This is a genomic window from Cryomorpha ignava (assembly GCF_010686655.1).
Classification (GTDB): domain Bacteria; phylum Bacteroidota; class Bacteroidia; order Flavobacteriales_D; family Cryomorphaceae; genus Cryomorpha; species Cryomorpha ignava.
Window position 1 is genome coordinate 1 of record NZ_JAAGVY010000053.1, and the last position, 24,928, is coordinate 24,928.

Consider the following 24,928-nt stretch of genomic DNA (forward strand, 5'->3'; position numbering starts at 1 on the left):
TTGAATTTTGAGCGATCTAATTTTGAGATAATCTGAGAAAACAACGTTATATTTGCCATAAGAGGGAGTGTTTTTGTTGTGCAATTCAAAGTTAATTTGAAATACAAAACTTCCCTCTTTCTTTTTTGAAATTTTTAAACGTTTAGGACGCTATTGGAATAAAACAATGAATTTCATGAGATACTAATTCATAAAACGTTTTAATAATCAATGCTTATCTTTATTGACGTTTTTTATTCCAATAAATATAGTTGTTATGAAATCACTTTTCCAAATTCTTTTCTTATTCCTTTCGGTTAATGCATTCGCGCAGCCCATTAATCAATTTACAATCAGTGACTCGCGGTGGTATGTAGCACGAACCTATCCAAATGCTAATATGGAGAATCCTAGTTTCGTAGAGACGCGAACAACCATTTTTGGATTTATTGGCGATACCTTAATAGAAAATGAATCGTGGTTTAAAATGTATTCAGCAACGGACGAAGCTTTTCAAGAAAATCTACTTTTTGAGGGTTATATCCATTCTACTGATAGTGTGGTGATGTACCGAAATCCTGAAAATGTACTGGATACACTTTACGATTTTCGGTTGAGCGTAGGCGATTCGGTTTTATTTGATTTTGGATTTGTATCAGAAAAAATTCCTGTCATAAATATCGATAATGTTGAAATATTAGGAGAAGAAGTAATGCGAATTCATTTTGCAGAGACTGCAGAAATTTTCGGATTTGTATATTTTAAAGAGAAATGGATTTATGGTGTCGGTAGTGTTCACGGTCCATTGGCTCCTGCCAGGCCGGGGTTGTATAGTGATGAAATACCCGACTCACTTTATTTAACTTGCTCATTTTCGAATTCGGAGCTTTATTGGGATAATCCATTCTATACGGATTGCTTGGTCAATTATATTTTGGGAATCGACGATTCGGAAATTGCCGAAATCTCAGTCTATCCCAACCCCTATATAGATAAAGTAACTTTTGAATCTGATTTTTCAAGTCCTGTACAATTGGAGATTTATGATATGCAGGGAAAGAAGCTCGCAGTAAAAATGCTTGACAATTTTACAAATACGATGGATGTGAGCAGGCTTAAACCTGGGATTTATTTTTTCATTTTTAGTAGTGAAAAAGGCGTTTTTACTAAGAAGATGGTAAAATTGTAGATTATGAGGTTAATGTTTAAAATTTTAGAACAAGCATTTCAAATTTTGCTTGCAGCTGTAGTTTAAAGCTTTCAGTTCATAAAATCTCAGTCTCCCAACTGCAAAACCTCCAAATCGTATACCACTGTGGTGTAAGGAGGAACAAGGCCTCCCGCACTTCCGCGAGCGCCAAAAGCTAGCCATGAGGGAATAATAACCCGCATCTTTTCTTTTCGGTGCATTTTTTCAAGAGCGAGTTCAATGCCGGCAATTACCTGATTTTCATTGCCCATTACAAAGCGGAGAGGTCCTTCCATGCGCTTGCTATCGTCAAATACTTTTCCCGAAAGGGTAGCGCCACGGTATTGAAGCAATATCTCTCTTCCTTCGCGTACGGTTGCCGTATCGCGTGTAAAAAGACTGCGTAAGTAAACTCCTTTGTACTCTGTATAATAGGTTGCAACCGTATCTGATCGAATGATACTATCGAGTTTTGTCAATTCTACAAATCTATCGTCGCGCACCTGCTTTAAGGTTCTCATGCGATCAATGCGTAAGAAGTAGGTGAGTGTATCTTTTCCCAGCTTTTCGGGATGGAGCATATCTGTAGATGCAGAAACATACTCCAAGCTGTCGCCCGAAAAATGTGCTTTTAAAACCCACCACAACTCATCATCAGTTTTGGTAAATGGTTCATTGTAAAATTCATTTATGGTATCTCCGGTTCTGTTTAAGACCAATCCATCCATGTAAACCAGCTCGGCAGAATCGAGTTTAGCTTTTTGTTCTCCAAAGGCGAGAAGTCGCCATTTGCTTCCATCGGGCAGGGTTTGATATTGCGGAGGATTTGTGCATGACGATATCCATATCACCATCGCCAGGAGGCACAACCTATTGAATATTGACAAGCGAAAGGTCGTAAAAAATGGCAGCATTTGATGGGATGTTTTTATCGCCTGTAAGGCCGTAAGCGAGGTAAGCGGGCATAATAAACCGCGCACTGTCGCCGGGAGAGAGGAGTGTAACCGCTTCGTGCAATCCGCTAATCACAGCATCGCGACCTATTCGAAATTGCTGAGGGCCAGCCATGGCTGTATTGGCTACTTCTGTGCTATCGAGCAAGTAAGCGCGGTAAGTTACAGTGGCAATCATCTCGGCAGTGGGTGAGGGGCCTGCGGTGTCGTGGTATATCTCATAGCGCAATCCGGTGGCGGTCTTCTCCATTTTCCAGTCGTTTCTGGAAATATACTCATCAATATAGTCAGATTCGCTATTGACCATTTTGCGGTTGGCATCCAGCAATTCTTCTTGAGTATATGTGCGCGGTTGCTTTTTTACATCGCTTTCGCAAGAGGATGAAAAGAGCGCCAGACTGGCCAGGATCAAAACCGATTTCGTCATCCAATTCATATTGAGGCTTTGATTTTATCGGCTTCCTGGGCAACAATTTCTTTAAAGCGGTCAATGGTATTTTTCATTGAATCGAGTTTGCGGCCACCTGCTGCATTAACGTGTCCGCCCCCTTCAAAATGCGCACGGGCAAGCTTGTTTACATCGTAATTTCCCTTGCTGCGAAGTGAGATTTTAATCATTCCGTCCTTTTCTGCAAAGAACGCAGCGAGGCCAACGCCATCAATGCTTAAAGCGTAGTTTACGAGACCTTCAGTATCTCCTTTTTGAAAGTTAAATTTTTTCAATTCCTTTTCTTTCAGTGCGATAAAAGCTGTGGCAGAATTGGGTAGAACTTCCAGTTTTTCTGAAAGGGCAAATCCGCGAAGCTTAAGTCTTTCGAAAGTATTGCTATCATAAACCTCGCGGTAAATGCGGGTGTGATCAATTCCTTTTTCCATAAGGTCTGCCGCTATGCGCATCAGGCGTGGGCTCACCGATGAAAAACGAAACGAGCCGGTATCTGTTACAATTCCGGTATAGAGGCATATTGCGGCATCGTGGTCTATATATTGCTCCCAATTTAGCGCTTCACAAAGCCGGTAAATCATTTCGGCGGTGCTGCTTGCGGTATCGTCTGTGTAATACCCCTGCGCAAATTCGTCGGGTTGCTGGTGGTGATCTACTACTACAATTGGTTTATTTGCAGTGGTTACGGCTTCCGCCAAATCGCCCATCCGCGAAGGAGAATTAAAGTCGAGACAAAAAATAAGATCTGCGTCATCGATAGCTTTCTGCGCTACTTCTTTTTGGGATTCATACACAACTACGCCGTCATTACCGGGCATCCATTTTAAGAAGTCGGGATATGCATCTGGCGCAATAACGGTTGCCTGCATTCCGGCATTGGCCAAAATATGCATCCAGCCAAGGCCACTGCCTACAGCGTCGCCGTCAGGCCCCCGGTGAATCGTAATTACAATCCGCGGTTTTGGACTCAAAAGTTTTATTATAGTGTCGGTGGTGAGCGTATTTATCATAGCCAGCAAAGGTAGGGTTTTTGTCGCGGTTCTGGGTTTTCTGTTTGCGTTTAATCGTATTCAAACGCCATCGAACTTCAGACTTTATTTTTACATTTATATTGTCCTGATCTTCGTCTGTTGATCATTACGAATATTTATGTAAGGAAGTGTTACGCATGAAACATCAAGATTAACCCGTATGTGAAAAATGAAATAAAGACGTGATTTAATCGGTATATTTTATACTTTAACTCTATAAACAAAACTTTAGAAAATGGCATTTAACACAAAACTCGCCGATGAGGTAAGAGAATATCTGGCAGATTTCCCTCAATTCGAAATCAAAGAAAAACGAATGTTTGGCGGACTGGCATTTATGGTAAATAAAAAAATGTGTGTGAATGTAAGTGGTGACAGACTGATGTGCCGGTTTAATCCCGAACGAGAAGCAGAAGTCACAGAAAAGCCCGGTTATGAACCAATGGTTATGAAAGGAAAGGAGCTAAGTGGATATTGTTATGTAAATGCGGAAAGAATTAGATCACCTTCCGATTTGAAATACTGGGTTGACCTCTGTCTGGATTTCAATAAGGCGGCAAAGAAGAGTAAATAATTACAAGTTTTTTTGAAAAGGATTGGTGTAGAAGTATAAAATGAACCCACAAAAAAAGCCTCCACAATTTGTGAAGGCTTTCAATTTACATTTCCGGTAGCTTAATTCTTAACCGGTTTTACATTATCCGTTTCAGGATATCCAAAAAGTTCTTCAAGCGTGAGCACTTCAACAGGGCCTAGTTTTTCCAATACCTTTTTGTCTATCATTTTCTCGTTTCCAATTACCGAATACGTGTAGGTTTTACCTTTGATATTTTTGTCAAAGAAAACCTGCAGATTATCAAAATCCATAGTTTGCAGCGAATCATAAACCACTTCTTGAAGGTCGTAATCCAATCCGCGTTCTTTTGCAATTTGGTAGCTCCAGAAAATTGATTCACGCGTAGTGCGGTTGGTTTCAATTTGCTTCATTGCAGCATCGCGGGCCGATTCAAACTGAATATCTGCTCGTGGTATATTGTTCATCAAATCAAGCATGGCGTCTGTAGCTTCGGGAAGTTTATCTACCTGCGCTCCTATGTATGAGCGTACATAATGCGATTCTTCTTTCTTGGTTGGCATAGTAAACGAGCTGAATGCCGAATAGGCCAGGGCTTTTGATTCGCGTATTTCCTGAAAAACAATTGATGATAAACCGCTGCCGAAATATTGGTTAAAAAGATCGATCTGTGGTGCCATCGACGCGTCAAATTTTGGCCCTTTAGAAACCATCATCAATTCGCTTTGCACCATATCGTAATTGGTGAAATAGACTTTATTGTCGTTGGTTTCCAGTTCTGGAAATTGCTTCGCAACAGGGTAATCGATAAGCGTTTCGGGAACATTGTGATACTTTTCAAGCATTGCCATTACCTCTTTTGCTCCTTCGGGGCCGTAGTAAAACATACGGTGCTTGTAGGCGTTGATTTGTTTTATTTTTTCAGCCAGTTTTTCAGGATTTACTGCCATAAGTTCTTCTTTGCTGAGGATGTGCTTCATTGGAGTATCTTTTCCATATTTCGCATATTCGGTCATAGCACCAAACAAAATCTGGCCTTTGCTCTTCATATCGTCCTGGCGTTTTTTCAAAACTCCATCTACCATATCGCTATATGCTTCTGCATTGGGCTCTACATTGGCGAGCACGCTTTCAAATAGTTTCACACCCGGCTCAAGCGATTCGTTTAATCCGCGCAGCACTACGTAGGTGCGGTTACGCGAGCTAAACACATCAAAGCTCACACCTAGTTTAAACAGTTCTTTTTGCAGCTCTTCTGCAGTCATTTCCGATGTGCCTAAATAGGGGAGGTAGTCTATGGCCAATCCCATTTCCAGATCATTGTCAGTACCCATATCCAAAATGTAGTACAGGCTAAACAAGTCGTTGTTTTCGTTTTTAATGCTGCTGAATTCAATGCCATTATCAAATTTCTTATTGTCGATAGCCTTGTCATAATCAAGAAAAACAGGCTCCAGACGACCGGATTCAATCGAATCCCACTGTGCGTAAAAATCAGATTTGGCTTCGCGGTCAATATTCACCGGAGTGATGGTAGGCTTTTCAACTTTTACAGCGTCATTTTTGCCCATTCGTTTATTTACCTGCACGTAGTTTTCTCCAAACCATTCATTGGCGAAAGCCACAATATCTGCTTTGGTAAGCTTGGCCATTTCGTTGTATTGGTTTACCGTTTGCGACCATGGAATGTGGTTGATATACGAATCTACCATTATCCCGGCTCGTGCCCAATTTGATTCGCTCGCGCGCAATTCGGTTAGCTTCATGTCATTTACTACCGCTTCCACCATCCAGTCTTCAAACTCGCCATTCTTCACCATTTCAATTTGTCCGCGCAGCAAATCTGCCACCTCATTTAAATCTTGTCCTTCGCGTGGCTTGCCGTTAAGCATAAACACAGAATAGTCTCTAAAAGCAGAAACTGATGCGTAGGCCTGAAGCACTTTTTGCTTCTGCACCAGGTTGAGGTCAATCAGTCCTGCCTGTCCGTTTGATAAGATTCCGTCCATAACTTCTGCCATCATAACTTCTCTGCTTGACGCTCCCGGCATACGGTAAGCCACATATACAAACTCTGACTGCACACCGGTAACCTCTTTTACAATAGGTTCGGTAATAGGTGCCTCTGCCGGAAATTCAGGATCGGCCACTTCGCCTTTTACGTAATCTCCAAAATATTTTTCAATTACTTCTACAGTGGCGTCAGGATCAATATCTCCCGAAAGGATAATCGCCATATTGTTTGGCTTGTAACGGGCTTTAAAGTACGCCTGAATCTTCTCCATCGACGGATTTTTTAAATGCTCGCTTGTACCAATGGTGGTCTGGGTTCCATATGGATGCGTCTTAAAAAGATTTTCCATCATGGCATAATACGCTTTACGCGAATCGGCATCCTGTGCGCGGTTAAACTCTTCATAAACGGCTTCCAGCTCGGTGTGAAACAAGCGTAAAACCAATTCGCTGAATCTGTTTGACTCCAGCACTGCCCATTTTTCTAATTCATTGGCCGGTATATCATTAATGTACACCGTCATGTCGTACCAAGTGTATGCATTGGTGCCTTGTGCGCCCAGCGAACCTATCATTTTGTCATATTCATTGGCTATTGCCAAATCTGCGGCAAGGCCCGAAATGCTGTCAATTTTATGATAAATAGTTTTTCGCTCTGCTGCATCAGTTGTATTTCTGTTCGCTTCATATAAATCGCTGATCTGGCTTATCAATTCCTTTTCGGCTGGCCAATCTTTGGTGCCATATTGCGACGTACCTTTAAAGAGCATGTGCTCCAAATAGTGGGCGAGACCGGTCGCATCAGCAGGATCTTGCTTGCTTCCCGTGCGTACCGCAATTTGAGCTACAACTCTCGGTTCGTCTTTATTAACCGACATGTAGAGTTTTAGGCCATTGTCGAGGGTGTAGATTTTGGTTCCTAACGGGTCATCTTCTACGGTTTCATAAGTGTATTTTGATGTTTGTTTTGATTCCTGATCGGAACTTCCGTCTCCGCAAGAAGCGAACAAGAGACCGGCACTGATAAAAAGGATTGTTGTAAAACGATTCATGAAGTGAATTTTAAATTTAGCTGGTAAAGATAGTTTTTGAAATGATATGAGGGGAAGGGAGAATTTTGAGGGTTGACCTAATATTCTTAATTGGTCGTCTGGTCAATGCTCTTTTTGGATTCCCTCAAGTTTGTTTTAGCTTTTGTTTGTTCCTCATTAATATGAATTGCAGTATTTGATTTATGAATTGAATCCACGTAAATGAGTGAATTAGGCAGAACTATTACGTAGTCAGTGGTTTGAGTCACTTTTCTCAATATTAAATTTTCAAGTCTCGGCTCAATTATTTCGTATTCAATTTTTAGTGAGAGAATTATCTCTTCATAAATTCAAGGAGTAAATAACTTAAAGCTTTTTTATCGTATTCTTATTCTCCACCGTTATTTCAGAGCCTTCTGCGAGCATAGCAGAACAAGGAATTATTGAATTCAGAAACGTAAAATCCGCTTCATATACAGCTCCATATCAAGATCAATTTCGTAGCTTTCTACTTCATAGATCTTCAATTTTGGATGGGTTACTTCATACGAATTCGATTTGTTTTCATTTACTCTGGATCGCTGGTATTTACCAGACTACGCAATTTTTGTACTGATCGACAATACCTTAGATAATCCTATACGTATTTCAAACATTATTTCTTCAGACAATTCACCAAGCCTTCTAACAAATCGATCGTGTGATACAGAACGCACTTGAAAACAGTCAGCTGATGAATCTTTAGTCAACCCGTTTGCGAATTTGGTTTTACATTTATCATCCATGAGGCTATCTTATATTTGTCCTTCCAATCGGTAATAGGAACAATGACTTTCAATGGTAACTTGCCCAATGAATCATCATTTACAATAACGGCTGGTCTTGTTTTTTTAATTTCGGAGCCAACAGTAGGATCAAGATTGATTAACCATACTTCATTTTGTTTCATAAAAATTTTCAAAATCTATATCCGTAAAAGCAGTCAATTCTGTGTCTATTTTGTAATCAGAAATCAAGCAATCTGCTGCTTTTTTCATTTTGTTTTTATCTTTTTGATTACGGATAGAGTAGATAGTCTTTTCAACTACATAGATTCGATCGGAAATCGATAATTTTTGGATTTCGTTTATCAAATCAGATGTTGTCATAACTCTTCGAGTTTACATTGCAAGTTACTAAAAATTCTGGTCTGCAAGATTTGTTATAAAGCATAATGATATTTCCAAGCGACGGCATATGGTTTTGTTTGCGCCTGCTCCTAGCTTAGGACGGACTTATTTTGTTAGGTGTTTTGGCAATAGTGAAGATGGTCACTTTCGTTCTTAAATGAATCTCTGTATAAATTTTATTTGCAATTCGCGAATCGCGAATTCAAAGATTTGGCTATTATTATTGCTTTGATAATATCTCTAAAATGGGTTCTTATAAAGTACCTTTGTCCCAAAAGTAAATTACCAATTGAAACTGAAGTATTACGCTTTCCTGTGGTCATCACCTGGCAATGCGCTTCATCTTGAAAAAATATGATCTTTTCAAATTCACATATTGCAAAAAATATCAAATATTCCACATCAAAACAAATCAATGATTAACGATATAGCTATAAAGAAACCAGAACCTATTGTGAATAGGGAAGCAATAGAAATGTTTGATCGTGAGACTGATACTACCCGTACTATTAAAGCCTTAGAGGATGGTAAACGAGTGCTGATAACGGAATTTTATAGCAATGGAATCTTACTTCTCAGGAAATTACAAACACATCTGAAAAGAAAGATGCCTAATGAGACTTTTCAGGAGCAACGCGCCTTCCGTGCAGAATATCATAAGCTGTCAAATCTTATTTTAATAGAAATTGCAGATCATCAATTGGCTGTAAAAAAAGCACCTTCTATTGGTTGGCTGGAAAAATTTTATCCCGAAAACAAAGCTTTTCTTTTGACCTTTCCTCAAGTACAAGGACTAAACAGCTCCTGGCAATGGTACCAAAATGGGGTTTCGATTCCTGTACTGCGAAATAAAATACATCCTTATTACGGCACTTATTTTCCTACACGGTTTGATCATTTAAACTTATTCGACAATTGGTTGAAACGGTATGATGGTCCTAAAAAATCTGCAATAGATGTTGGGTTTGGGAGTGGCGTACTTTCTCTACAAATGATACAGCATGGTTTTCAAAAGGTTTTTGGTACAGACATAAATCCCAATGCAGTTGTCGGGCTGACTGAGTTTATGGGAGAAACAAAGTTGTCTAGAAAGATAGAATTAGATCTTGGACATCTTTTTGGAAAATGGGAAAAGCAGACTGAACTGATTGTTTTTAATCCACCTTGGTTGCCGTCAGCTAATAATTTGGACGGTATTGACGAGGCAATTTATTACAATGAAAATCTATTTTCTGAATTTTTTGCGGAAGCTAAGAAAAGGCTATTACCGGAAGGAAAGCTGGTAATCTTATTCTCAAATTTGGCTCAGATAACGAACCTTACAAAAGAACATCCAATAGAAAAGGAAGTAGCCGAGGGTGGGAGATTTCAATTGGAAAGATCCTTTAAGAAAAAGGTGAAAGAAGCTTCCGAAAAAACAAAACGAGATCAAAACTGGCGTGGTTCTGAAGAGGTAGAGTTGTGGGTTCTGACTCATTAAAGTCTGTCAGTGCAATTAGTGTGTTGAAAAGAAGGGTTGGCACTTTCTGATTTCTAAAATACACCAGAAAATTACTTCCTTTTCTTTTTCATGTTTTGAATTTTGTCGCCACGCCTTATGGGCTTTTTGAACCGCTCTTTTATTTGTTTCTTGTAACTTTTCTTTTCGGTTTTTTCCTTGCTGTTCTTGGCTTTTTTTTCATGAAATGAAGCCCCAACTATCGGAGGTGACTTTTCAAGAGACAGCTCATCCAGGTCAATGGGTTTGTTTTTTTCCTCGGGCGTGAGTTGAGAAGATATCTTTACTTCGTCAGGAAATTCATTGAATGGAATGCTGTAATTCATCAGGGTTTCGATCGCCTCTTTTGATGCTGTTTCCTTTTCATTGAAGAAAAGGATAGACCTACCTTTCTGTTCAGCTCTTCCGGTTCTACCTATTCGGTGAATATAATTTTCGGGGTAGAAAGGGGTATCAAAACTGATTACCGTCGAAATTTTCTCAATATCAATACCACGAGCTATTACGTCGGTGGCAATAAGAATTCTACTCGTACCGTCTGCAAATTTTTCTATAGATTTAGTACGGTGATTCTGCTCTTTACCTGAATGAATTACAGATATTTCCGATTCAAAATCTAATATTTCAGATAGTCGGTTGGCATTCACTTTGGTATCTACAAAAACCAAGACTTTATTATATTCCTTTTTGTCTTCCAATAAATGATTTAATAAGTTGGCCTTGGTATAAAAATTAGGAGCGGCATAAGATTCCTGACTAATATTCTCCAAAGGGGTGCCGCTGATAGAAATGGTTTTCTTAACCGGATTAACCAGAAAATCATTCATCAATTCATCCACGTAGGAAGTCATTGTGGCAGAAAAAAGGATGTTTTGGCGTTTTTCCGGCAGGTGATCAAAGATGTTTTTCAACTGAGTTTTGTAGCCAAAATCTAGCATAATATCCACTTCATCAATCACTAGTTTTTTGATTGACTTTAGTCGTAAGACGTTAGAAAGAGCCAGGTCATATAATCTTCTGGGCGTGCCTACAATAATATCCAGCCCTTCGGCAATGGCTCTTTTTTGAGGGTTTATATTATTTGAGCCCCCATAAACACCTAATGCTCTTACACTGAGGTAGGAGGTGAGTTTTTCGATTTGTTCTACTATTTGAATGACCAGTTCTCTGGTTGGAGCCATTATCAACACCCTCGGCTGGGGTTGGTCTGAATAATTCAAATCCTGCAAGATAGGAAGCAAATAGGCGATCGTTTTTCCTGTTCCGGTTTGTGCTATTCCCACAAAATCAGCTCCACCAAGAATAGTAGAGTAGGACTCTTGCTGAATGGGGGTTGGCTTTTCAAACCCTAAATCGGCAATAGCATTTTTTAACTGCTTTTTGATCTTGAAATCTTCAAACGTATTCATTCTGCAAAGTAATGTAGAAAATTATACTACTGATTGAATTTTCAGTAATTATACATAAAGGAGACACCTCCATTAGGGCTGAGGCTATAACCGGAAAATTCCGGGATTCAATATGGTCAAAGATTTTCAGCAAAATCTAAAAAGACTTTTTTATGAAGTTCAAGATCCATATTGGGAGAAAGTGATGCACGGACTATATAATCTTTGTCGCCTTCTTTAGTCGTGCCTTGCGTAGATGTAGCGGGCACGGTCCAATAACATCCATTCAACTGCCCATAGCTCACGCAGAACTTACTCTCGTTGGGAATTTCTGTAATCATTAAATTGATTAACTCAAGATTTAAAGCTCTTTTATAAGATTCTCTTTCCGCATCCGTATTTCCTTCAGTGGGAAGATCTAATGAAAAAACAGATGGTGTAAATCCTTGATTTGCCAATTCTTCTGAAACAAAATTGATTTTCGCCTCTGGCAAAGTTTCGTGAATAAAGTTTACAAATTCCCGCGTGTTCTTATAGGCATCTTTAATTCTTTGATTCATTGACGGCAATTGTTTTGCTAATATTTCCATTTGAAGATTTGTAGCCTCGTTATCGCAAAGTCTTAAATGCACCTCTATCTTATTCATCAAAGTCTCTGTTTTATTATTTCCTACACAGTAGCCGGCTGTACACTGCCCTCCACTGGGAAATTTCGATCCACTAACGTATGAAATCGCCCTAACTGTTGAGAGTATTTCACCTTCACCTAAAAAGTGCACATTCGGACAAAAGGTTTGATCTAAAATAAAAACAGGGTCGATAGCATTTTCACCAGTTTCAGTTTTACGTACTTTACTCAAAACAGCCTCTAATTGTAGAAGATCTGGAACTTCAACTCTAGGGTTTGTTGGAATTTCGGCGATGATGTAAGGGACGGCATCTTCGCTGGCGATTTTATCTAAAATGATATCAATACTTTGAACCATTTCATTATCACCGTCAACTGGTAAATCCACCACTTCAACATTATCGATGCAAGCAGCTACGCGTCTTGCCTGGTCATTCGTGCCACCGTAACAATTTGGAGGAACAATAAATTTGATAGCCTTTCCTTTATGTTTATCGAGTGCTTCGTTAATGAGGCCCATCATAATCGCATACTGAATAGATAGTCCACTAGAAGCAATTAGAGGCTTCGTGTTTGAGCCTGTAATCCTTTTAATCGAATCTGAAACACTTTTTTTATTGGCTCCGGCATTACTTTTAATGGGCTCAAAAGAAGAGTTACCAATTAATAACTTTAAGGCAGCAAGTGAATCAGCTGGCGTCATGGCAATGGTCTCTCTTCTTCTTACATGCTGAATTTCTGAAATATAAAGTTCGTTTTGCTGACCATTTACTAATAAAACACTTCCAAGTTCAGCATGAAGAGGAATGAAAAAGTCAATTTTTGGGTTGAGCTCAAAATTTCCAATTTCATCCTGTTGTGAAATGAAAATAGTGCTGCCGTTAAACTCGGAAATGTCAGCTGCTTTCTCAACTTTCTTTAACTCAAATTTATACCCATAAACACGCCGCAATAATTCAGCATCAAAAAATTCCGGCAATTCTCCCGCATAGCTGATTTGAGTGTTTTTATTGTCTAATAAATTCTTTCTTAAAATGGCTAAAACAGGAATCGTCTTTGATGAAAAACTTATAACATTTTTTGGATTTAAATTATTTAAGTTAGCAATTGCCCATTCCAGAATACTTGATAATGGATGACCTAATCGAATATAGTCGTAAGCAGTGGGTAAATCATTTAGCGCCGATGAGTCAGAATTATTTTCGTTAAATAGATCTTCAAACTGCTCTAAGAATTGCGTTTTGGCTAATTTTTCGTCATAAATATCTAGTCGATGAGTTGTTAGACCTAACCAGCCACTTGGCATGTTTTCTAATACCTCTTTAATATAATTCAGCATTTTATTTTGTTCCATAATTTTACTTAATGATAGGGCGACAATATACATTAATTAGATTTTTTGTAAAAAGTCTTAGTTGACGATTTGTTAAATTGTGCCTAAGAAAACTGAATCCTGCCGTAGCATCTCGAGGTGCCATGCAATATTAAAATGTGTATTCTGCATAGGCAAAAATCAGAATGCAAATTACAATTGTTCTTTACGTTATCAAGAGGGTATTATGCCAATTCGATTAAAAGTAGAAAAGGAAATGAATAAAGCCTTTTATTTCGCAGTTGGTTGATGTTTAGCAAACTGAAAGCTAGTTTTCTGTAAGACAAGGAGTGAAGCCTCCGTTTATGCATGTAGGAAGGTGGGAGGAGGCACAGAAAAAGCTATTTCGGAAAAAGTAAGAGAATGGACTTATTGCGATTTAGTCAAAATACAGAGCTGTCCGTCTAATTGAATTTGTGAGTGGACGATAGTATGCCTAACTTGTTCGAAATCAAAAAAATAAATAATTATGATTCGAGAGGAGGTATTGAGAGCGATCGTTTTTATTTTAATTTATTTTCCAATAAATGGCTTGGCTGGTAATGAATCAAATGCTTCTCCGCAGTTTGGCCCACCTGTTAATGCGCTTATTTTGGTCAATGCCGACACCGATCAGGATATCGCAGAAATCAATGAGGGTGATGTTTTTTTATTTGAAGATCTCGGCACATTGAACTTGAATGTGCGCGCAGAAACGGGAGCAAATACGGAAAGTGTGGTGTTTGCCTACCAAGGCATTACAGGTTATAGTATTGATAATAACGCCGTCTATGCCATTGGTGGCAATAGTGGTGCCGATTACAATGCATGGGTGCCCGATTTTGGAGCTAACACTATAAAGGCAGTGGCTTATGCCGGGGCCAATGGTTCTGGTTTTGATGGTGAGCCTTTTACAGTAAACTTTGAAATTTTGGAAGAAGATCCATCTCTATCAGCGGTTGTAAGAATCAACGCCGGCGGACCAACTGTAACCTACGGAGATTCGATCTTTATTGCGGATGACTTTTTTTCCGGAAACGGAAATATTTATGCAAACAACAGCATTTCTGATATTTTTGGAACTACCAGCGATGAGATTTACAAAACCGAGCGTAGCACAAATGCCGACCTTCAATCATTCGTTTATAGCATTCCCGTTACCAACGGAGAGTATTGGATCAGTCTGCATTTTGCTGAAATTTTTTGGGGCGCCACCGATGGGGGAGCGGCCGGACCTGAAAAGCGCATTTTTGATGTGATATTGGAAGGACAAGTTATCCTATTAGATTTTGATCTCAATGCTCAGGTTAGCCCGATGACTGCAATTATCAAAACCTTCGGCACCAACGTTATGGATGGGTCTCTCGACCTGAAATTTATCGCCTCGGTAAATGAACCTAAAATCTCGGCCATTGAGGTGTATGGAGAGGGGAGTCTGGTAACCGAACCCGTTGATGTATTCATTGAAGATTTGAATATTACCAATTGCCCCACAGAGCCCATTTTTGTTGGTGATGTGATTGATCTGGACGTAGAAATTATCCCTGCGAATACAACAAACCAGACGGTCGCTTTTACCGCGAGCGACGGAACCAGTGTGGATAATTTGAGTGGAGAATTTACCGCAGTATCTCCAGGCGAAATTACTGTTACGGCAACTAGTTTAAGCGACGGAGCGGTTTTAGACCAATGTACCATCACGATTTTGGACACGATTCCACAGGTGGGTCCTCCAGTTATCGCACTCATATTGGTCAATGCCGATACCGATCAGGATATCGGAGAAATCAACGAAGGCGATGTATTCTATCTGGAGATTATAGGAACTTCAAATCTCAATGTGCGAGCAGAAGTTGACCCAAATACGGAAAGTGTGGTATTTGATTACCAGGGAGTAGCGGGGTACCAAATTGAAAGTGTACCCGTATACGCCATTGGTGGCGACAGCGGCGGTGACTACAACGCATGGGTGCCCGACTTGGGAGCCAATGTGATTACAGCTACGGCTTACGACGGCAACAGTGGAACGGGATTGGCCGGAGAGCCGCTTACTGTAAGTTTTGAGTTTTTAGAAGATGATCCTACGCTTCCAGCTGTTGTGCGAATCAATAGTGGCGGCCCAACCGTTACATACGGCGATTCGATTTTTATTGCCGATGATTTCTTTTCAGGAAATGGGAATGAGTATGAAAACAGCAATATAGCGGATATCATTGGAACAACCCAAGACGAGATTTACAAAACAGAACGTAGCACCAATCAAAGTCTTCAGTCGTTCAGCTACTCCATTCCGGTAACGAATGGAGAGTACACAATTAATCTCCACTTTGCCGAAATCTACTTCGGTGCTACAGGAGGCGGTTCGGGCGGAACAGGTCAGCGCGTTTTTGACGTAACATTAGAGGGACAAAACATCCTAACAGATTTTGATATTAATTTCCAAGTTAGTCCTATGACCGCATTGGTTGAAACGTTTACTACCACAGTAGCAGATCAGTCACTCGATCTTACCTTCAGCGCTTCGGTAAATCAACCAAAAGTCTCGGCTATAGAAGTATATGGAGAAGGGAGTTTACTCACAGACCCGACCGACTGCACCTGGAATATGCTGGCGTCTTCTTCGCTGAGCAAAGTGGAGGCACAAAGCGTGAAGGTGAATGACAAGCTTTATGTATTGGCAGGATTCTTATCGGGACTCCAAATAACCGGTGCTACGGAAATATACGATCCTGCAACCAACACCTGGACAAATGGCGCTCCTATGCCGACACCTGTAACCCACATGGGCGCAGTAGCAGTGGGCGAAGATATTTGGATTCTGGCCGGCTTTGTGGGCAATCATCCCGGTGTAGCCACCGGTTTGGTTCAAATCTACAATACCACGACCGATACCTGGTCTATCGGTCCTGCGCTTCCCAATCCGCGTGGATCGGGAGCGGCGGCCTACAGCGATGGAAAGATCCACTTTTTCGGTGGTCTATTGCCCGATAGAGTTACTGACGTTGGGGAGCATTACGTGCTCGACGTCAACGATCAGGCATCGGGATGGCAAGCACTAGCTGATATGCCGGAGCCAAGAAATCACCATAGCGCGGCGGCGGTGAACGGAATCATCTACGCCATTGGTGGGCAATACGGACATGACAGCGGGGTAGACGATCAGAAATTCCTTCACGCTTACGACCCGTTGACAGATTCGTGGACACAGATGGCTGATTTGCCATCAGATCGCTCCCACTTCGAGCCCGGAACGATGGTTCACAACGACAAAATCATTATTGTAGGTGGTCGTCGTGGCGGATTCTTTTTCGACGATGTAACAGAATACGATCCCGCAACTAACACCTGGACAGAGCGTTGCGAACTGCCTTCGAATCTATTGGCTCCGGCAGCAAAGGTTTTTGGCGATCAGCTTATTGTGGCAAACGGTGGCGAAAACGGTACTTGCTGTCCGCAAAACGAAACCATGTCGATTGCCATTGAGCCCGAAGTGATAACTGGTGACCCAGTGGTTTCAGGTGAATTGAAAAAATGGCACAAAGTGACTGTTTCTTTTCTGGGACCACAACTAAGTGAAACGGCTGAGAACAATCCCTTTGCCGATTACCGACTTGATGTAACGTTTACCAATGGATCAGAAACTTACATTGTGCCCGGCTACTACGCTGCTGATGGAAATGCTGCCAACACTTCTGCTACTGATGGTAATATCTGGCAGGCGCATTTTTCGCCAAGCGAAACAGGGACGTGGACGTATACAGCCTCTTTTCGAACAGGTACCGACGTGGCTACATCTACGGATTTAAACGCAGGAACGGCCAATTCATTCGATGGCCAATCGGGAACATTTGACATAGCCGCTTCTGATAAAACGGGCAGAGATTTTAGAAATACCGGTCGATTGGAATATGTGGGAGAGCACTACCTCCAATTTGCCGAAACAGGCGACTACTTCTTTAAAGTGGGAGCCGATGCACCCGAAAACACCTTTGCATACGAAGATTTTGATGCTACGCCCAATCAAGGTAACCGCAGAAAAAGCTGGGCTCCACATGCGGGCGATTTCGCCTTGAGCGATGCCGGCGAATACACCTGGGGAACTACCCAAAGTGATGGTTTTGGTGAAAACGGTAGGGAGTTGCTGGGCGTAATCAATTACCTCTCTGATCAAGGCATGAATGTTTTTTCATTCCTGACTTTTAGCCTTGATGGCGATGACGACAATGTGTATCCGCACCTTCAGGAAATCAACAATGCAACAAGTTACAACGACGTTTACCATGATCGCTTCGATGTTTCTAAACTCGCCCAATGGGAGAAAATTTTGGAATATGCCGATAAGAAAGGAGTTTATATGCACTTTAAAACCCAGGAAACCGAAAACGACCAAAAGATGGATGGCGGGCAACTGGGCAGGGAGCGAAAGCTTTACTACCGTGAACTCATTGCGCGCTTTGGTCACCACTTAGCGCTGAACTGGAATCTGGGTGAGGAGAATGACATTTGGCAAGAGCTCGGAGATCCAAATAATGACCTTGTGAGATCTTACGCCAATTACATTCACCAAGTAGATCCGTATGACCACAACATCGTGATTCACACGTATCCAGGTCAGCAAGATGAGGTTTATACTCCATTGCTCGGAACATCTTCAGAACTCACCGGAGTTTCCGTCCAATCGGGAATTGGAAACATCCATTCTGATGTGAAGAATTGGGTGGAAGAGTCGCGCCTTTCCGACAAAAAATGGGTGGTGGCGAATGACGAACAAGGGAACGCCCAAACGGGAGTAACCGTTGATGCCGATTATCCCGACAGTCAGCTGCCCGAAGCCAATAACAGCCCCGATAACCGCGATGCAGTGCGCCACCAAGTGCTATGGGGTACCATGCTTGCTGGTGGGTCAGGAGTAGAGTACTACTACGGTTATCAAACAGGTTGTGATGACCTGGATTGTCAGGATCACCGCACGCGTCAAAGTAAATGGAACGATGCCAAAATAGCCTTAGATTTCTTTAACGATTATCTACAGAATTCGGTGGTAGAAATGTTGAGCAATGATGGTTTGACCACAGACAACGGCGATTATGTTTTTGCCAAGGAAGGAGCTATTTATGCGATCTACCGTCCCAACGGCGGAGGTACTGATCTGGATCTTTCGGGGCAAATTGGCACATTTGAAGTAAAATGGTATGACCCCCGAATTGGCGGAAGCCTTCAGGATGGTTCTGTGACTTCGATAGCCGGTGGAAGTACCGTTTCAATTGGTCTGCCACCCACTGACCCATCAAATGATTGGGTAGCTTTAATAACGGTTGAAGATGAAACAGACTTTCGAGTGCTGGTTTATCATGAGACCAACGGATTCAGACACGGATCGATCAATGCGGGTATTGATATGATCGAAGAATTTGGCATTCAAAACAGTTGGATTGTGAATGAATCGCAAACCAGTGCGGTTTTTAATAATGCCAACCTCGCTACGGTAGATGTAGTGGTTTGGCTGAATACATCGGGAAATGGATTATTGACCGATGATGAGCAAGATGCTTTTGAGCTTTTTATCCAAAATGGAGGTGGATTCGTAGGTTTTCACGCTGCTACCGATACTTACCGAAATGGCAGCTGGCCTTGGTACAACGATCTGGTAGGTGCTATTGTCCAGACCGGTCCCAATCACACATCCAATAATTTCAACGCCACGATGGATGTGGTAGGAAGCCATCCTGCCGTTGATCACTTAGGCACCGAATGGAACAAAAACGAAGAATACTATTATTGGGAGCTAAATGGCGGGTACTTGTTTGATGGAAATATCGATTTACTGCAGGTGCGATCTACTGGAAGTCAATCTTACGATGCACCTCGTCCCATTACCTGGTACAAAGAGTATGACGGCGGTCGTTCTTTCTACACTGCATTGGGTCACAATGGTTTCGATTATAACAGCAATACAGATTTCAGAATCATGGCTGAGCAAGCCATTCTTTGGGCGGGAGGCATCACAGAAATTACGCCTCCATTAATCGGCAGCGATTCCAGCGCTTCAGAATCACCGGTTAATTTAGCACAGAATGATTTTGTGGTTTTTCCAAATCCCGTTTTTGATATCCTTCAAGTTCGCAGCAGATCGTACGATGCATTTGAAGTAAAACTCATTTCTATTACAGGAGCGATATTATTAGAACAAAGGGGAGTATTTAGTTCGTCTTTTGATATGAGCAGCTTCAAATCTGGACTATATATATTGCGTATTACCCAAGAGGGCACAGACTACAGGATTAAGATTATAAAGGAATAGCAGTTAAGAATTTAGAAGGCTTACTACACTCAAGATGAAAATGAAAGTTAAGTTAAACCCTGATTTTGTGGTATTTGTGAATTTTTGATCAGGGGTTTTGTACCTTTTTGAAGGTTCTTAACTAAATTGCCAATCGGTTTTTTTTCTAAATCAGATTGTAGAACCTATTCATTACAAAAACGTGAGGCAAGGTAATGGATGAAATTACGATTAAAAGGAGATATCCATATGGGATGCTTAGAATATTCAGGTAGATTAATCCAAACAAAAGAGCAATCCCACCAATTGATAACAAGGTGAATGGCATTACCAGCTTTACGAAATTGCCAATTGAATTTACCACCTTCTTTGAGTTTAAGAACAAGTATTCTTCCCTAAGTACTTTGAATGAATGAAGAATGACAAAATAGAGCGTAAATCCTATTAGGATCGGCATTAAATAAAAGCAAATCAACACTAATGCGATAACCAGCGTTTCCATAAATAATGCTTCCAGATCAAGTAAGTTTTTGATGCTGAGAAATACCAGCAACACAAATGTGATACAAGTGGCTAACAGAAAAGTATAGAGCACAATGCTTTCCTCATGGAGAGAACTTAAAGCGGCAAATTCGTCTTGTTGATTCATTAAAACTTGAATTTCGCCGATATTGAAATACACTAATCCTGAAAGGATAGAAACACCCCAGAAAAAATAGAGTGCTTTGTAGAATAGGGAGGGTTTATCTGAATAATGTGAGAATTGGGATTGTCCGAAATGGTATGCTGATAAAAGCAGAAATAACAAATAGGCAATGCTGGGCAGGATCATCCACAAAATTATATTGGACGCGATAATAACAAGATAAACTCCTATGAACTCCCTGTTTTTAATTTGATTACCCCGCAGGAAGAGAACATTATCAATCGCTCCATGCGGAATACCGAGAAAGAATAGAAAGGGCGCACATATCATCAACTGGCTTGATAAAGTTATATCACCAGCGTTAAAAACAAATGGCAGAATTAAAAGAAAACTCGCTATAAAAACAAATATCGCCTTGGTCATAATAGAATAAATCCCCGTGCTTTTTACAAGCACGGGGGTTACATTTTTAGGCTTTTTACTTTCGAGATGATGTGATAGCTATACTATACACTACCAAGCCAAATCCGATTTTGTTTATGGCATCAGCAATATTGTAAAACAAGTCTACATTGCCAGAACCCCATCCAAAAGCTGTATTAAGCCATCCTCCGGGCATACACATATAGCCTATAGGGTATATGGCCCATCCCACAAGGACAAACCAAGCCAAGGTGCGCACGCCTCTTTTTACTACTGGGTTGTTGCTCGCTGCGGCAAGCTTAGCAACCTCACCAAACCATGCCGTATAGAGCACGTAGATGTAACCAATCGTTGAAAGAAAACCCCAAAGTACAGAGTGGGTTGTATCTCCTCCCTCTGGGTTGAAGGCTTCGCCTATGTATCCGGCAACGAGCATCCAGACAGAAGCGATAATCAATTTCCAGAGCAAGCCGATCTTAGCTCCGGCAGCTTTTGTGAGCAGGTAAAATTCTACACACATCAGCGGCACGGTCAGGGTCCAGTCTATGTACCTGAGTGATGTTGGGTTTTCGCCTGTGGCCAGGTAATAATCACGCATGTAATAATAATGAACGGCAGCAATGAAAGTAATAAGGGCTGATATAAGTAGCGAAAGCTTCCACTTATCGTCAACTCTACCTCTTTCAAAGATGAAAAAAATAGAAGCGGCCAGCATGGCCATGTAACCAGTAAAGAATGTAAACGCTACGGCGTCATCTTTTGGAATTGTAAGCACATCTAATAAGATCATAACATTAAAGATTTAGTTTTCTCTTCAACACCGATCTTTGAGTCTTGTTTAAGTATTAGGCGTAATAATTAAACAAAAGTTATTAACATTTTTTGTGTGGACTAGTTTCTTGAGTAAGTTCCTGAATTTTGGAAGCTATTATTTAATCAGTAATAAAGCTGGTTAGGGCTCAAGCTTAAAGGTGTTTTGTTTTAGAACTCAAGGTTTATTGCTTATAGAATTTGAATTAAGAAATTTGAAAGCAACGCATACTTGCACTTTCATATCGAAAGCTTTTAAAATATATTTCACTTCCTCTTTTCTATTTGCCAAGCCAAGTGCGTAAAGCATTGAGTTTTGATGAGGGTATAAAACGTCTCAACGAAGTAATACGGGCATGGGTAAACCACTACCGCATGGCCAATACTTATCAAAAGCTAGGCAAAGTAGAGGGATGGTTGCGCAACCGCCTGCGCTATTGCATATGGCATCACTGGCCGAACGTTGAGAAAATAGTGCAGTGGACTATTTTAGTGAATGAGCCAGCTGGCGGGAGGAGAACGTAAACGGAAAAACCTGATACGGTAGGGCATAAAATCCGGTTAAGCCTATGCATGGAGTCTCACGCGAACTTAGCGCAAGCGTTCTCCGAATACCTTTAAAATCAAATTGTTTTATGAGTAATGGGAGGATGGGCAGTTGCCCAGAGTCCTACAATTACATTAGAAAGGCTGCGTAGTAGAGGATACTTATCGGCCGCGGAGCTCCACCACAAAATCGCTCAACAACGCAACGAACCGTCCCGCATCTTTGCGGGATGGTGTGAGAGGTGGTTGCAGAGTGGTTACTGAGCTTGTCGAAGTGCTTGTCGAAGTGCGCACTCCGTCCCTATTTAGGAGCGGAGCCGTCTACTCGATTGTGCTTAGTTTTTTATTCCTTTTGACCAACCAGTATGGGTTCATTTGGATTGGTATTGATAGCCATTTCGGCTAATTCAAAGTGTTTGAACCTAAACCAACCATACAGAGTGCCTTGGTTAGAAATGTATTTAAATCCGAAGTACTCGGTAAATACGCCCTGTGCCCAGTAGTGATTTTCATTGAATACTCCAATACTACCGGAATAGTTAATGATTGGTTCCCATTCGAATAGATCGCCATTTCAGTTTATCTCATCTCCAAGTTCAATCATAAAAGTCATGGGCGTGTATTTCATAAAACAAAAGTCCATGGGTTCATTAATCCATTTGAATTGCCCCCCATATTGAGCCTCTGAATTTTCTATCTCAATAAATCGAGAGACTTCGATGTCAAAGACTCCATCATTGTCCACATCATAAAAAACCGTATCATTTAAATAATTCGTGGTGTCGATACTAAACTCTTGATAATAGATGGAGCTGGTTTCTGCCGTATTGTTGTCATTCTCGTCTTCTTCCTTTTCGCAAGCAAAGACGACAATTAATAAAGTTGACAATACTGCTAACGATTTAATCTGTCTCATTTTTCTTGTTTTTACTTAAGCACAACGTTTGGTATATGAGCTGTGACGTGTGTTAAAGCACGAACTTCTCCAAATAAAAACTGGCTTTGGGAAATCCGCAGGATTTTCCAAGTAGGGACAGACCAAGCCATAGCTTATATACTGTTTTGTAACACGTTATTATTATTTTAAATATTTATTTAGAAAATCGATTTGTGCTTTACTCGATTTATCAAATAGGGGACTTGGATAATATAGTAGTCCGAAATGCCCTCCATCAATATCAACCCATTCTTTTGGTTGTGTGATGTTATCATATACAAATTGTGTCACTTTTGGGTTAGCACCATTCATTTCGTCATTGGTTGCAACAACCATTAGTATTGGAGCCTTTAATTGAGCTGCAAATTGACCAAGGTTTAAATCATCAGGAACTTCAATGTTTGAAAATGAAACTACATTTTTCCAATTGGTGCCAAACCGACCACCATATTCAATAAACCAGTTATATGCCGTTAAATCTGTTAATGCAGAAGGTGTTCCTTTTTGGTCTGTCGATACTATGGGCATTTGTTCAGTCGCTGTATGTGGCAAACTCATTATATCCTCAAGTAAAAGAGTTTCTTTTGCAAAAGCATATAAACTTCCATCTTTATCTTCTTTGGGAATTTCTTCCCCAAAAGCAGGAATCATAGCAATAACAGCTTTAACTCTATCATCAGTAGTTCCAGCTAGAAATGCCTCACGTGAGCTCAAACTTGCCCCCCAAACAGCAATTTTATCAGCATCAATTTCGGGTTGGTTTGAAATTAAACCGATAGCATCAATATAACCTCTGGATTGTACCCAGAAATTTAATTCTTGACGCGGTTCTCCATCACTTATCCCTAAATTTCGGTGATCGTATAATAAAACAGCAAAGCCAACTTCTCTAAATTTCTCCGCATACTTATCTGCTGTCATCCCGTTGATGGTAGTTGTAAATCCGTGAGCCATTATAACAACCGGGCTCTTTTTCGATTTATCCTCTGGTAAATATAACCTTCCTCTAAGTATAGCTCCTTGTGATTTAAACTCAATATTTCTATACATAATATTACCAATTTTATCAGGTTCAAAGGTCACCTTTGGTTTTTGATCATTACTACAAGCCAATAAAGTTCCTAGGGAGATTACCAGTAAAATTTTGTTTATTTTTCTCATTATTGAGATAGTTTAGCTCCCACAGTTGTTTAATGTGTTACAACGTGCTTGTGTATGGTTAGTAGCGTTGGCTAGCAACTAAAATAGTAAAAGAAAACGAACCAGAGGAAATTTCGAAGGAATTTCCAAGTAGGCTAGAACCTAGCAATTAATTATACACGTTGTCGTAACCAGTTTTTTAATTTTTATTTGTTATTTCTTTTCCTATTCGGATGTAGTTTTCTTTAATACTTTGCGGCATATTCCGTGCTCCAATAGAATTAGGTAAATCAAAACCACTTGGCCAAAAGTAACCAATGATAGCAATTGTTTTAGGTTCCGATTTTGCTAATTCATAATAATTATTAGCGACTTCGTGCATTTCGTTTAATTCTATTCCACCAATATCATTGTGAAAAGAACTCATAAAATGAGTGTCCATAACAATTACTAGTTTCTGGTCATTATTTGAAAACTTTGATTTCAAAGTGTTTAATTCGTTTAAATAATGGGTATCTGTTTTTGGGTTTTTAATGAAGTAATGGTCAAATCCAATCCAATCTACAGAGTTTGGGATTTGTAGTTGGTCAACTGCAGGATAAGCTTCAATTATCATTATCGGGACATTTGGTAAAGTCAACTTAACATAGTCGGTTGCAGACTTTAATTCAGAAAACGATATTCCATTCCAAGTTGGTTCTTCCCCAATGTAGAAAGTCTGAATTAAATTTTGATTGACTTGTAAATCATTAATACTAACAAATTCGTTCTGTCCCGACCCCCTATAAATTAGACTACAGTTAAAGTTTGAGATTTGTTGAATAATTGTCTTTAGGTTTTTTTTAGGCATTGGCAAGTCAAGTAATCCTACCTGACTTGCTTACCCATTTTACTTTC

At 40.4% G+C, this 24,928-nt stretch carries 17 protein-coding genes and 1 pseudogene; 5 read left to right on the plus strand and 13 right to left on the minus strand.

Annotated elements, in window-relative coordinates; all coding sequences use genetic code 11:
- Nucleotides 1–256: 256 nt before the first annotated feature.
- Nucleotides 257–1,168, plus strand: a complete 912-nt coding sequence (locus G3O08_RS18105) for a T9SS type A sorting domain-containing protein (protein ID WP_163286871.1) — start codon at nucleotides 257–259, stop codon at nucleotides 1,166–1,168.
- 86 nt (nucleotides 1,169–1,254) lie between these two features.
- Here the strand turns inward: G3O08_RS18105 and G3O08_RS18110 are convergent, their stop codons facing one another.
- The 3 genes from G3O08_RS18110 to G3O08_RS18120 are packed head-to-tail and all read right to left on the minus strand — an operon-like array spanning nucleotide 1,255 to nucleotide 3,576.
- Entirely contained in the window at nucleotides 1,255–2,082 is an 828-nt protein-coding gene (locus tag G3O08_RS18110; RefSeq protein ID WP_163286872.1) for an FKBP-type peptidyl-prolyl cis-trans isomerase, read from the minus strand.
- On the minus strand, nucleotides 2,039–2,557 hold the full coding sequence (locus G3O08_RS18115; RefSeq protein WP_163286873.1) for an FKBP-type peptidyl-prolyl cis-trans isomerase: 519 nt from the start codon (nucleotides 2,555–2,557) through the stop codon (nucleotides 2,039–2,041). Before G3O08_RS18115 ends, G3O08_RS18110 begins: the two co-directional genes overlap by 44 nt.
- Nucleotides 2,554–3,576, minus strand: a complete 1,023-nt coding sequence (locus G3O08_RS18120; protein WP_163286885.1) for a DHH family phosphoesterase — start codon at nucleotides 3,574–3,576, stop codon at nucleotides 2,554–2,556. The genes G3O08_RS18115 and G3O08_RS18120 overlap by 4 nt, the downstream gene beginning before the upstream one ends.
- Nucleotides 3,577–3,832: 256 nt before the next feature.
- Here G3O08_RS18120 and G3O08_RS18125 point away from each other — a divergent pair, with 256 nt between their 5' ends.
- On the plus strand, nucleotides 3,833–4,171 hold the full coding sequence (locus G3O08_RS18125) for a TfoX/Sxy family protein (protein WP_163286874.1): 339 nt from the start codon (nucleotides 3,833–3,835) through the stop codon (nucleotides 4,169–4,171).
- Between the two features lie 101 nt (nucleotides 4,172–4,272).
- Here G3O08_RS18125 and G3O08_RS18130 read toward each other — a convergent pair whose 3' ends face one another.
- From G3O08_RS18130 to G3O08_RS18140, 3 genes and pseudogenes are all read right to left on the minus strand, one after another.
- Nucleotides 4,273–7,236: a M16 family metallopeptidase gene (locus G3O08_RS18130; protein WP_163286875.1), complete on the minus strand. Its 2,964-nt coding sequence runs from the start codon at nucleotides 7,234–7,236 to the stop codon at nucleotides 4,273–4,275.
- Nucleotides 7,237–7,811: 575 nt separating this feature from the next.
- Nucleotides 7,812–8,164: pseudogene (locus G3O08_RS21935) on the minus strand (type II toxin-antitoxin system PemK/MazF family toxin).
- The gene (locus G3O08_RS18140; protein WP_163286876.1) at nucleotides 8,151–8,363 is read right to left on the minus strand and encodes a hypothetical protein; all 213 of its coding nucleotides are present in this window, start codon (nucleotides 8,361–8,363) and stop codon (nucleotides 8,151–8,153) included. The pseudogene G3O08_RS21935 and the gene G3O08_RS18140 overlap by 14 nt, the downstream one beginning before the upstream one ends.
- Nucleotides 8,364–8,799: 436 nt before the next feature.
- Between G3O08_RS18140 and G3O08_RS18145 the strand changes: the two genes are divergently transcribed.
- Nucleotides 8,800–9,864 (plus strand): methyltransferase, encoded by a 1,065-nt coding sequence (locus tag G3O08_RS18145; RefSeq protein ID WP_163286877.1) that lies wholly within the window; start codon nucleotides 8,800–8,802, stop codon nucleotides 9,862–9,864.
- Between the two features lie 71 nt (nucleotides 9,865–9,935).
- On the opposite strand, the gene G3O08_RS18150 is transcribed toward G3O08_RS18145, so the two are convergent.
- Both G3O08_RS18150 and G3O08_RS18155 read right to left on the minus strand, forming a co-directional pair.
- Nucleotides 9,936–11,291 (minus strand): DEAD/DEAH box helicase, encoded by a 1,356-nt coding sequence (locus tag G3O08_RS18150; protein WP_163286878.1) that lies wholly within the window; start codon nucleotides 11,289–11,291, stop codon nucleotides 9,936–9,938.
- Between the two features lie 116 nt (nucleotides 11,292–11,407).
- Nucleotides 11,408–13,252 (minus strand): PLP-dependent aminotransferase family protein, encoded by a 1,845-nt coding sequence (locus G3O08_RS18155; protein ID WP_163286879.1) that lies wholly within the window; start codon nucleotides 13,250–13,252, stop codon nucleotides 11,408–11,410.
- Nucleotides 13,253–13,739: 487 nt separating this feature from the next.
- Between G3O08_RS18155 and G3O08_RS20975 the strand changes: the two genes are divergently transcribed.
- Complete coding sequence (locus G3O08_RS20975) at nucleotides 13,740–19,550, plus strand: malectin domain-containing carbohydrate-binding protein (protein WP_204336935.1); 5,811 nt, start codon at nucleotides 13,740–13,742, stop codon at nucleotides 19,548–19,550.
- Nucleotides 19,551–19,695: 145 nt separating this feature from the next.
- Here the strand turns inward: G3O08_RS20975 and G3O08_RS18185 are convergent, their stop codons facing one another.
- The gene (locus tag G3O08_RS18185) at nucleotides 19,696–20,631 is read right to left on the minus strand and encodes a Brp/Blh family beta-carotene 15,15'-dioxygenase (protein ID WP_163286880.1); all 936 of its coding nucleotides are present in this window, start codon (nucleotides 20,629–20,631) and stop codon (nucleotides 19,696–19,698) included.
- A gap of 22 nt (nucleotides 20,632–20,653) precedes the next feature.
- Nucleotides 20,654–21,388: a bacteriorhodopsin-like gene (locus G3O08_RS18190; protein WP_163286881.1), complete on the minus strand. Its 735-nt coding sequence runs from the start codon at nucleotides 21,386–21,388 to the stop codon at nucleotides 20,654–20,656.
- 317 nt (nucleotides 21,389–21,705) lie between these two features.
- On the opposite strand from G3O08_RS18190, the gene G3O08_RS21325 reads away from it, so the two are divergent.
- Nucleotides 21,706–21,933: a group II intron maturase-specific domain-containing protein gene (locus G3O08_RS21325; RefSeq protein ID WP_317164105.1), complete on the plus strand. Its 228-nt coding sequence runs from the start codon at nucleotides 21,706–21,708 to the stop codon at nucleotides 21,931–21,933.
- A 595-nt stretch (nucleotides 21,934–22,528) separates the two neighbouring features.
- Here G3O08_RS21325 and G3O08_RS18200 read toward each other — a convergent pair.
- The 3 genes from G3O08_RS18200 to G3O08_RS18210 form a co-directional block, all read right to left on the minus strand.
- Entirely contained in the window at nucleotides 22,529–22,870 is a 342-nt protein-coding gene (locus G3O08_RS18200; RefSeq protein ID WP_163286882.1) for a hypothetical protein, read from the minus strand.
- Nucleotides 22,871–23,032: 162 nt separating this feature from the next.
- On the minus strand, nucleotides 23,033–24,052 hold the full coding sequence (locus G3O08_RS18205; protein ID WP_163286883.1) for an alpha/beta hydrolase: 1,020 nt from the start codon (nucleotides 24,050–24,052) through the stop codon (nucleotides 23,033–23,035).
- 178 nt (nucleotides 24,053–24,230) lie between these two features.
- A complete protein-coding gene (locus G3O08_RS18210) occupies nucleotides 24,231–24,647 on the minus strand; it encodes a hypothetical protein (RefSeq protein WP_163286884.1) in 417 nt (138 codons plus the stop codon).
- Nucleotides 24,648–24,928: the final 281 nt, after the last annotated feature.

Bases quoted from the DNA above. Each gene is read 5' to 3' on its own strand.
- G3O08_RS18105 (WP_163286871.1), top strand. From the start codon at position 257: ATGAAATCACTTTTCCAAATTCTTTTCTTATTCCTTTCGGTTAATGCA.
- G3O08_RS18110 (WP_163286872.1), bottom strand. From the start codon at position 2,082: ATGCTGCCATTTTTTACGACCTTTCGCTTGTCAATATTCAATAGGTTG.
- G3O08_RS18115 (WP_163286873.1), bottom strand. From the start codon at position 2,557: ATGAATTGGATGACGAAATCGGTTTTGATCCTGGCCAGTCTGGCGCTC.
- G3O08_RS18120 (WP_163286885.1), bottom strand. From the start codon at position 3,576: ATGATAAATACGCTCACCACCGACACTATAATAAAACTTTTGAGTCCA.
- G3O08_RS18125 (WP_163286874.1), top strand. From the start codon at position 3,833: ATGGCATTTAACACAAAACTCGCCGATGAGGTAAGAGAATATCTGGCA.
- G3O08_RS18130 (WP_163286875.1), bottom strand. From the start codon at position 7,236: ATGAATCGTTTTACAACAATCCTTTTTATCAGTGCCGGTCTCTTGTTC.
- G3O08_RS18140 (WP_163286876.1), bottom strand. From the start codon at position 8,363: ATGACAACATCTGATTTGATAAACGAAATCCAAAAATTATCGATTTCC.
- G3O08_RS18145 (WP_163286877.1), top strand. From the start codon at position 8,800: ATGATTAACGATATAGCTATAAAGAAACCAGAACCTATTGTGAATAGG.
- G3O08_RS18150 (WP_163286878.1), bottom strand. From the start codon at position 11,291: ATGAATACGTTTGAAGATTTCAAGATCAAAAAGCAGTTAAAAAATGCT.
- G3O08_RS18155 (WP_163286879.1), bottom strand. From the start codon at position 13,252: ATGGAACAAAATAAAATGCTGAATTATATTAAAGAGGTATTAGAAAAC.
- G3O08_RS20975 (WP_204336935.1), top strand. From the start codon at position 13,740: ATGATTCGAGAGGAGGTATTGAGAGCGATCGTTTTTATTTTAATTTAT.
- G3O08_RS18190 (WP_163286881.1), bottom strand. From the start codon at position 21,388: ATGATCTTATTAGATGTGCTTACAATTCCAAAAGATGACGCCGTAGCG.
- G3O08_RS18200 (WP_163286882.1), bottom strand. From the start codon at position 22,870: ATGAGACAGATTAAATCGTTAGCAGTATTGTCAACTTTATTAATTGTC.
- G3O08_RS18205 (WP_163286883.1), bottom strand. From the start codon at position 24,052: ATGAGAAAAATAAACAAAATTTTACTGGTAATCTCCCTAGGAACTTTA.
- G3O08_RS18210 (WP_163286884.1), bottom strand. From the start codon at position 24,647: ATGATAATTGAAGCTTATCCTGCAGTTGACCAACTACAAATCCCAAAC.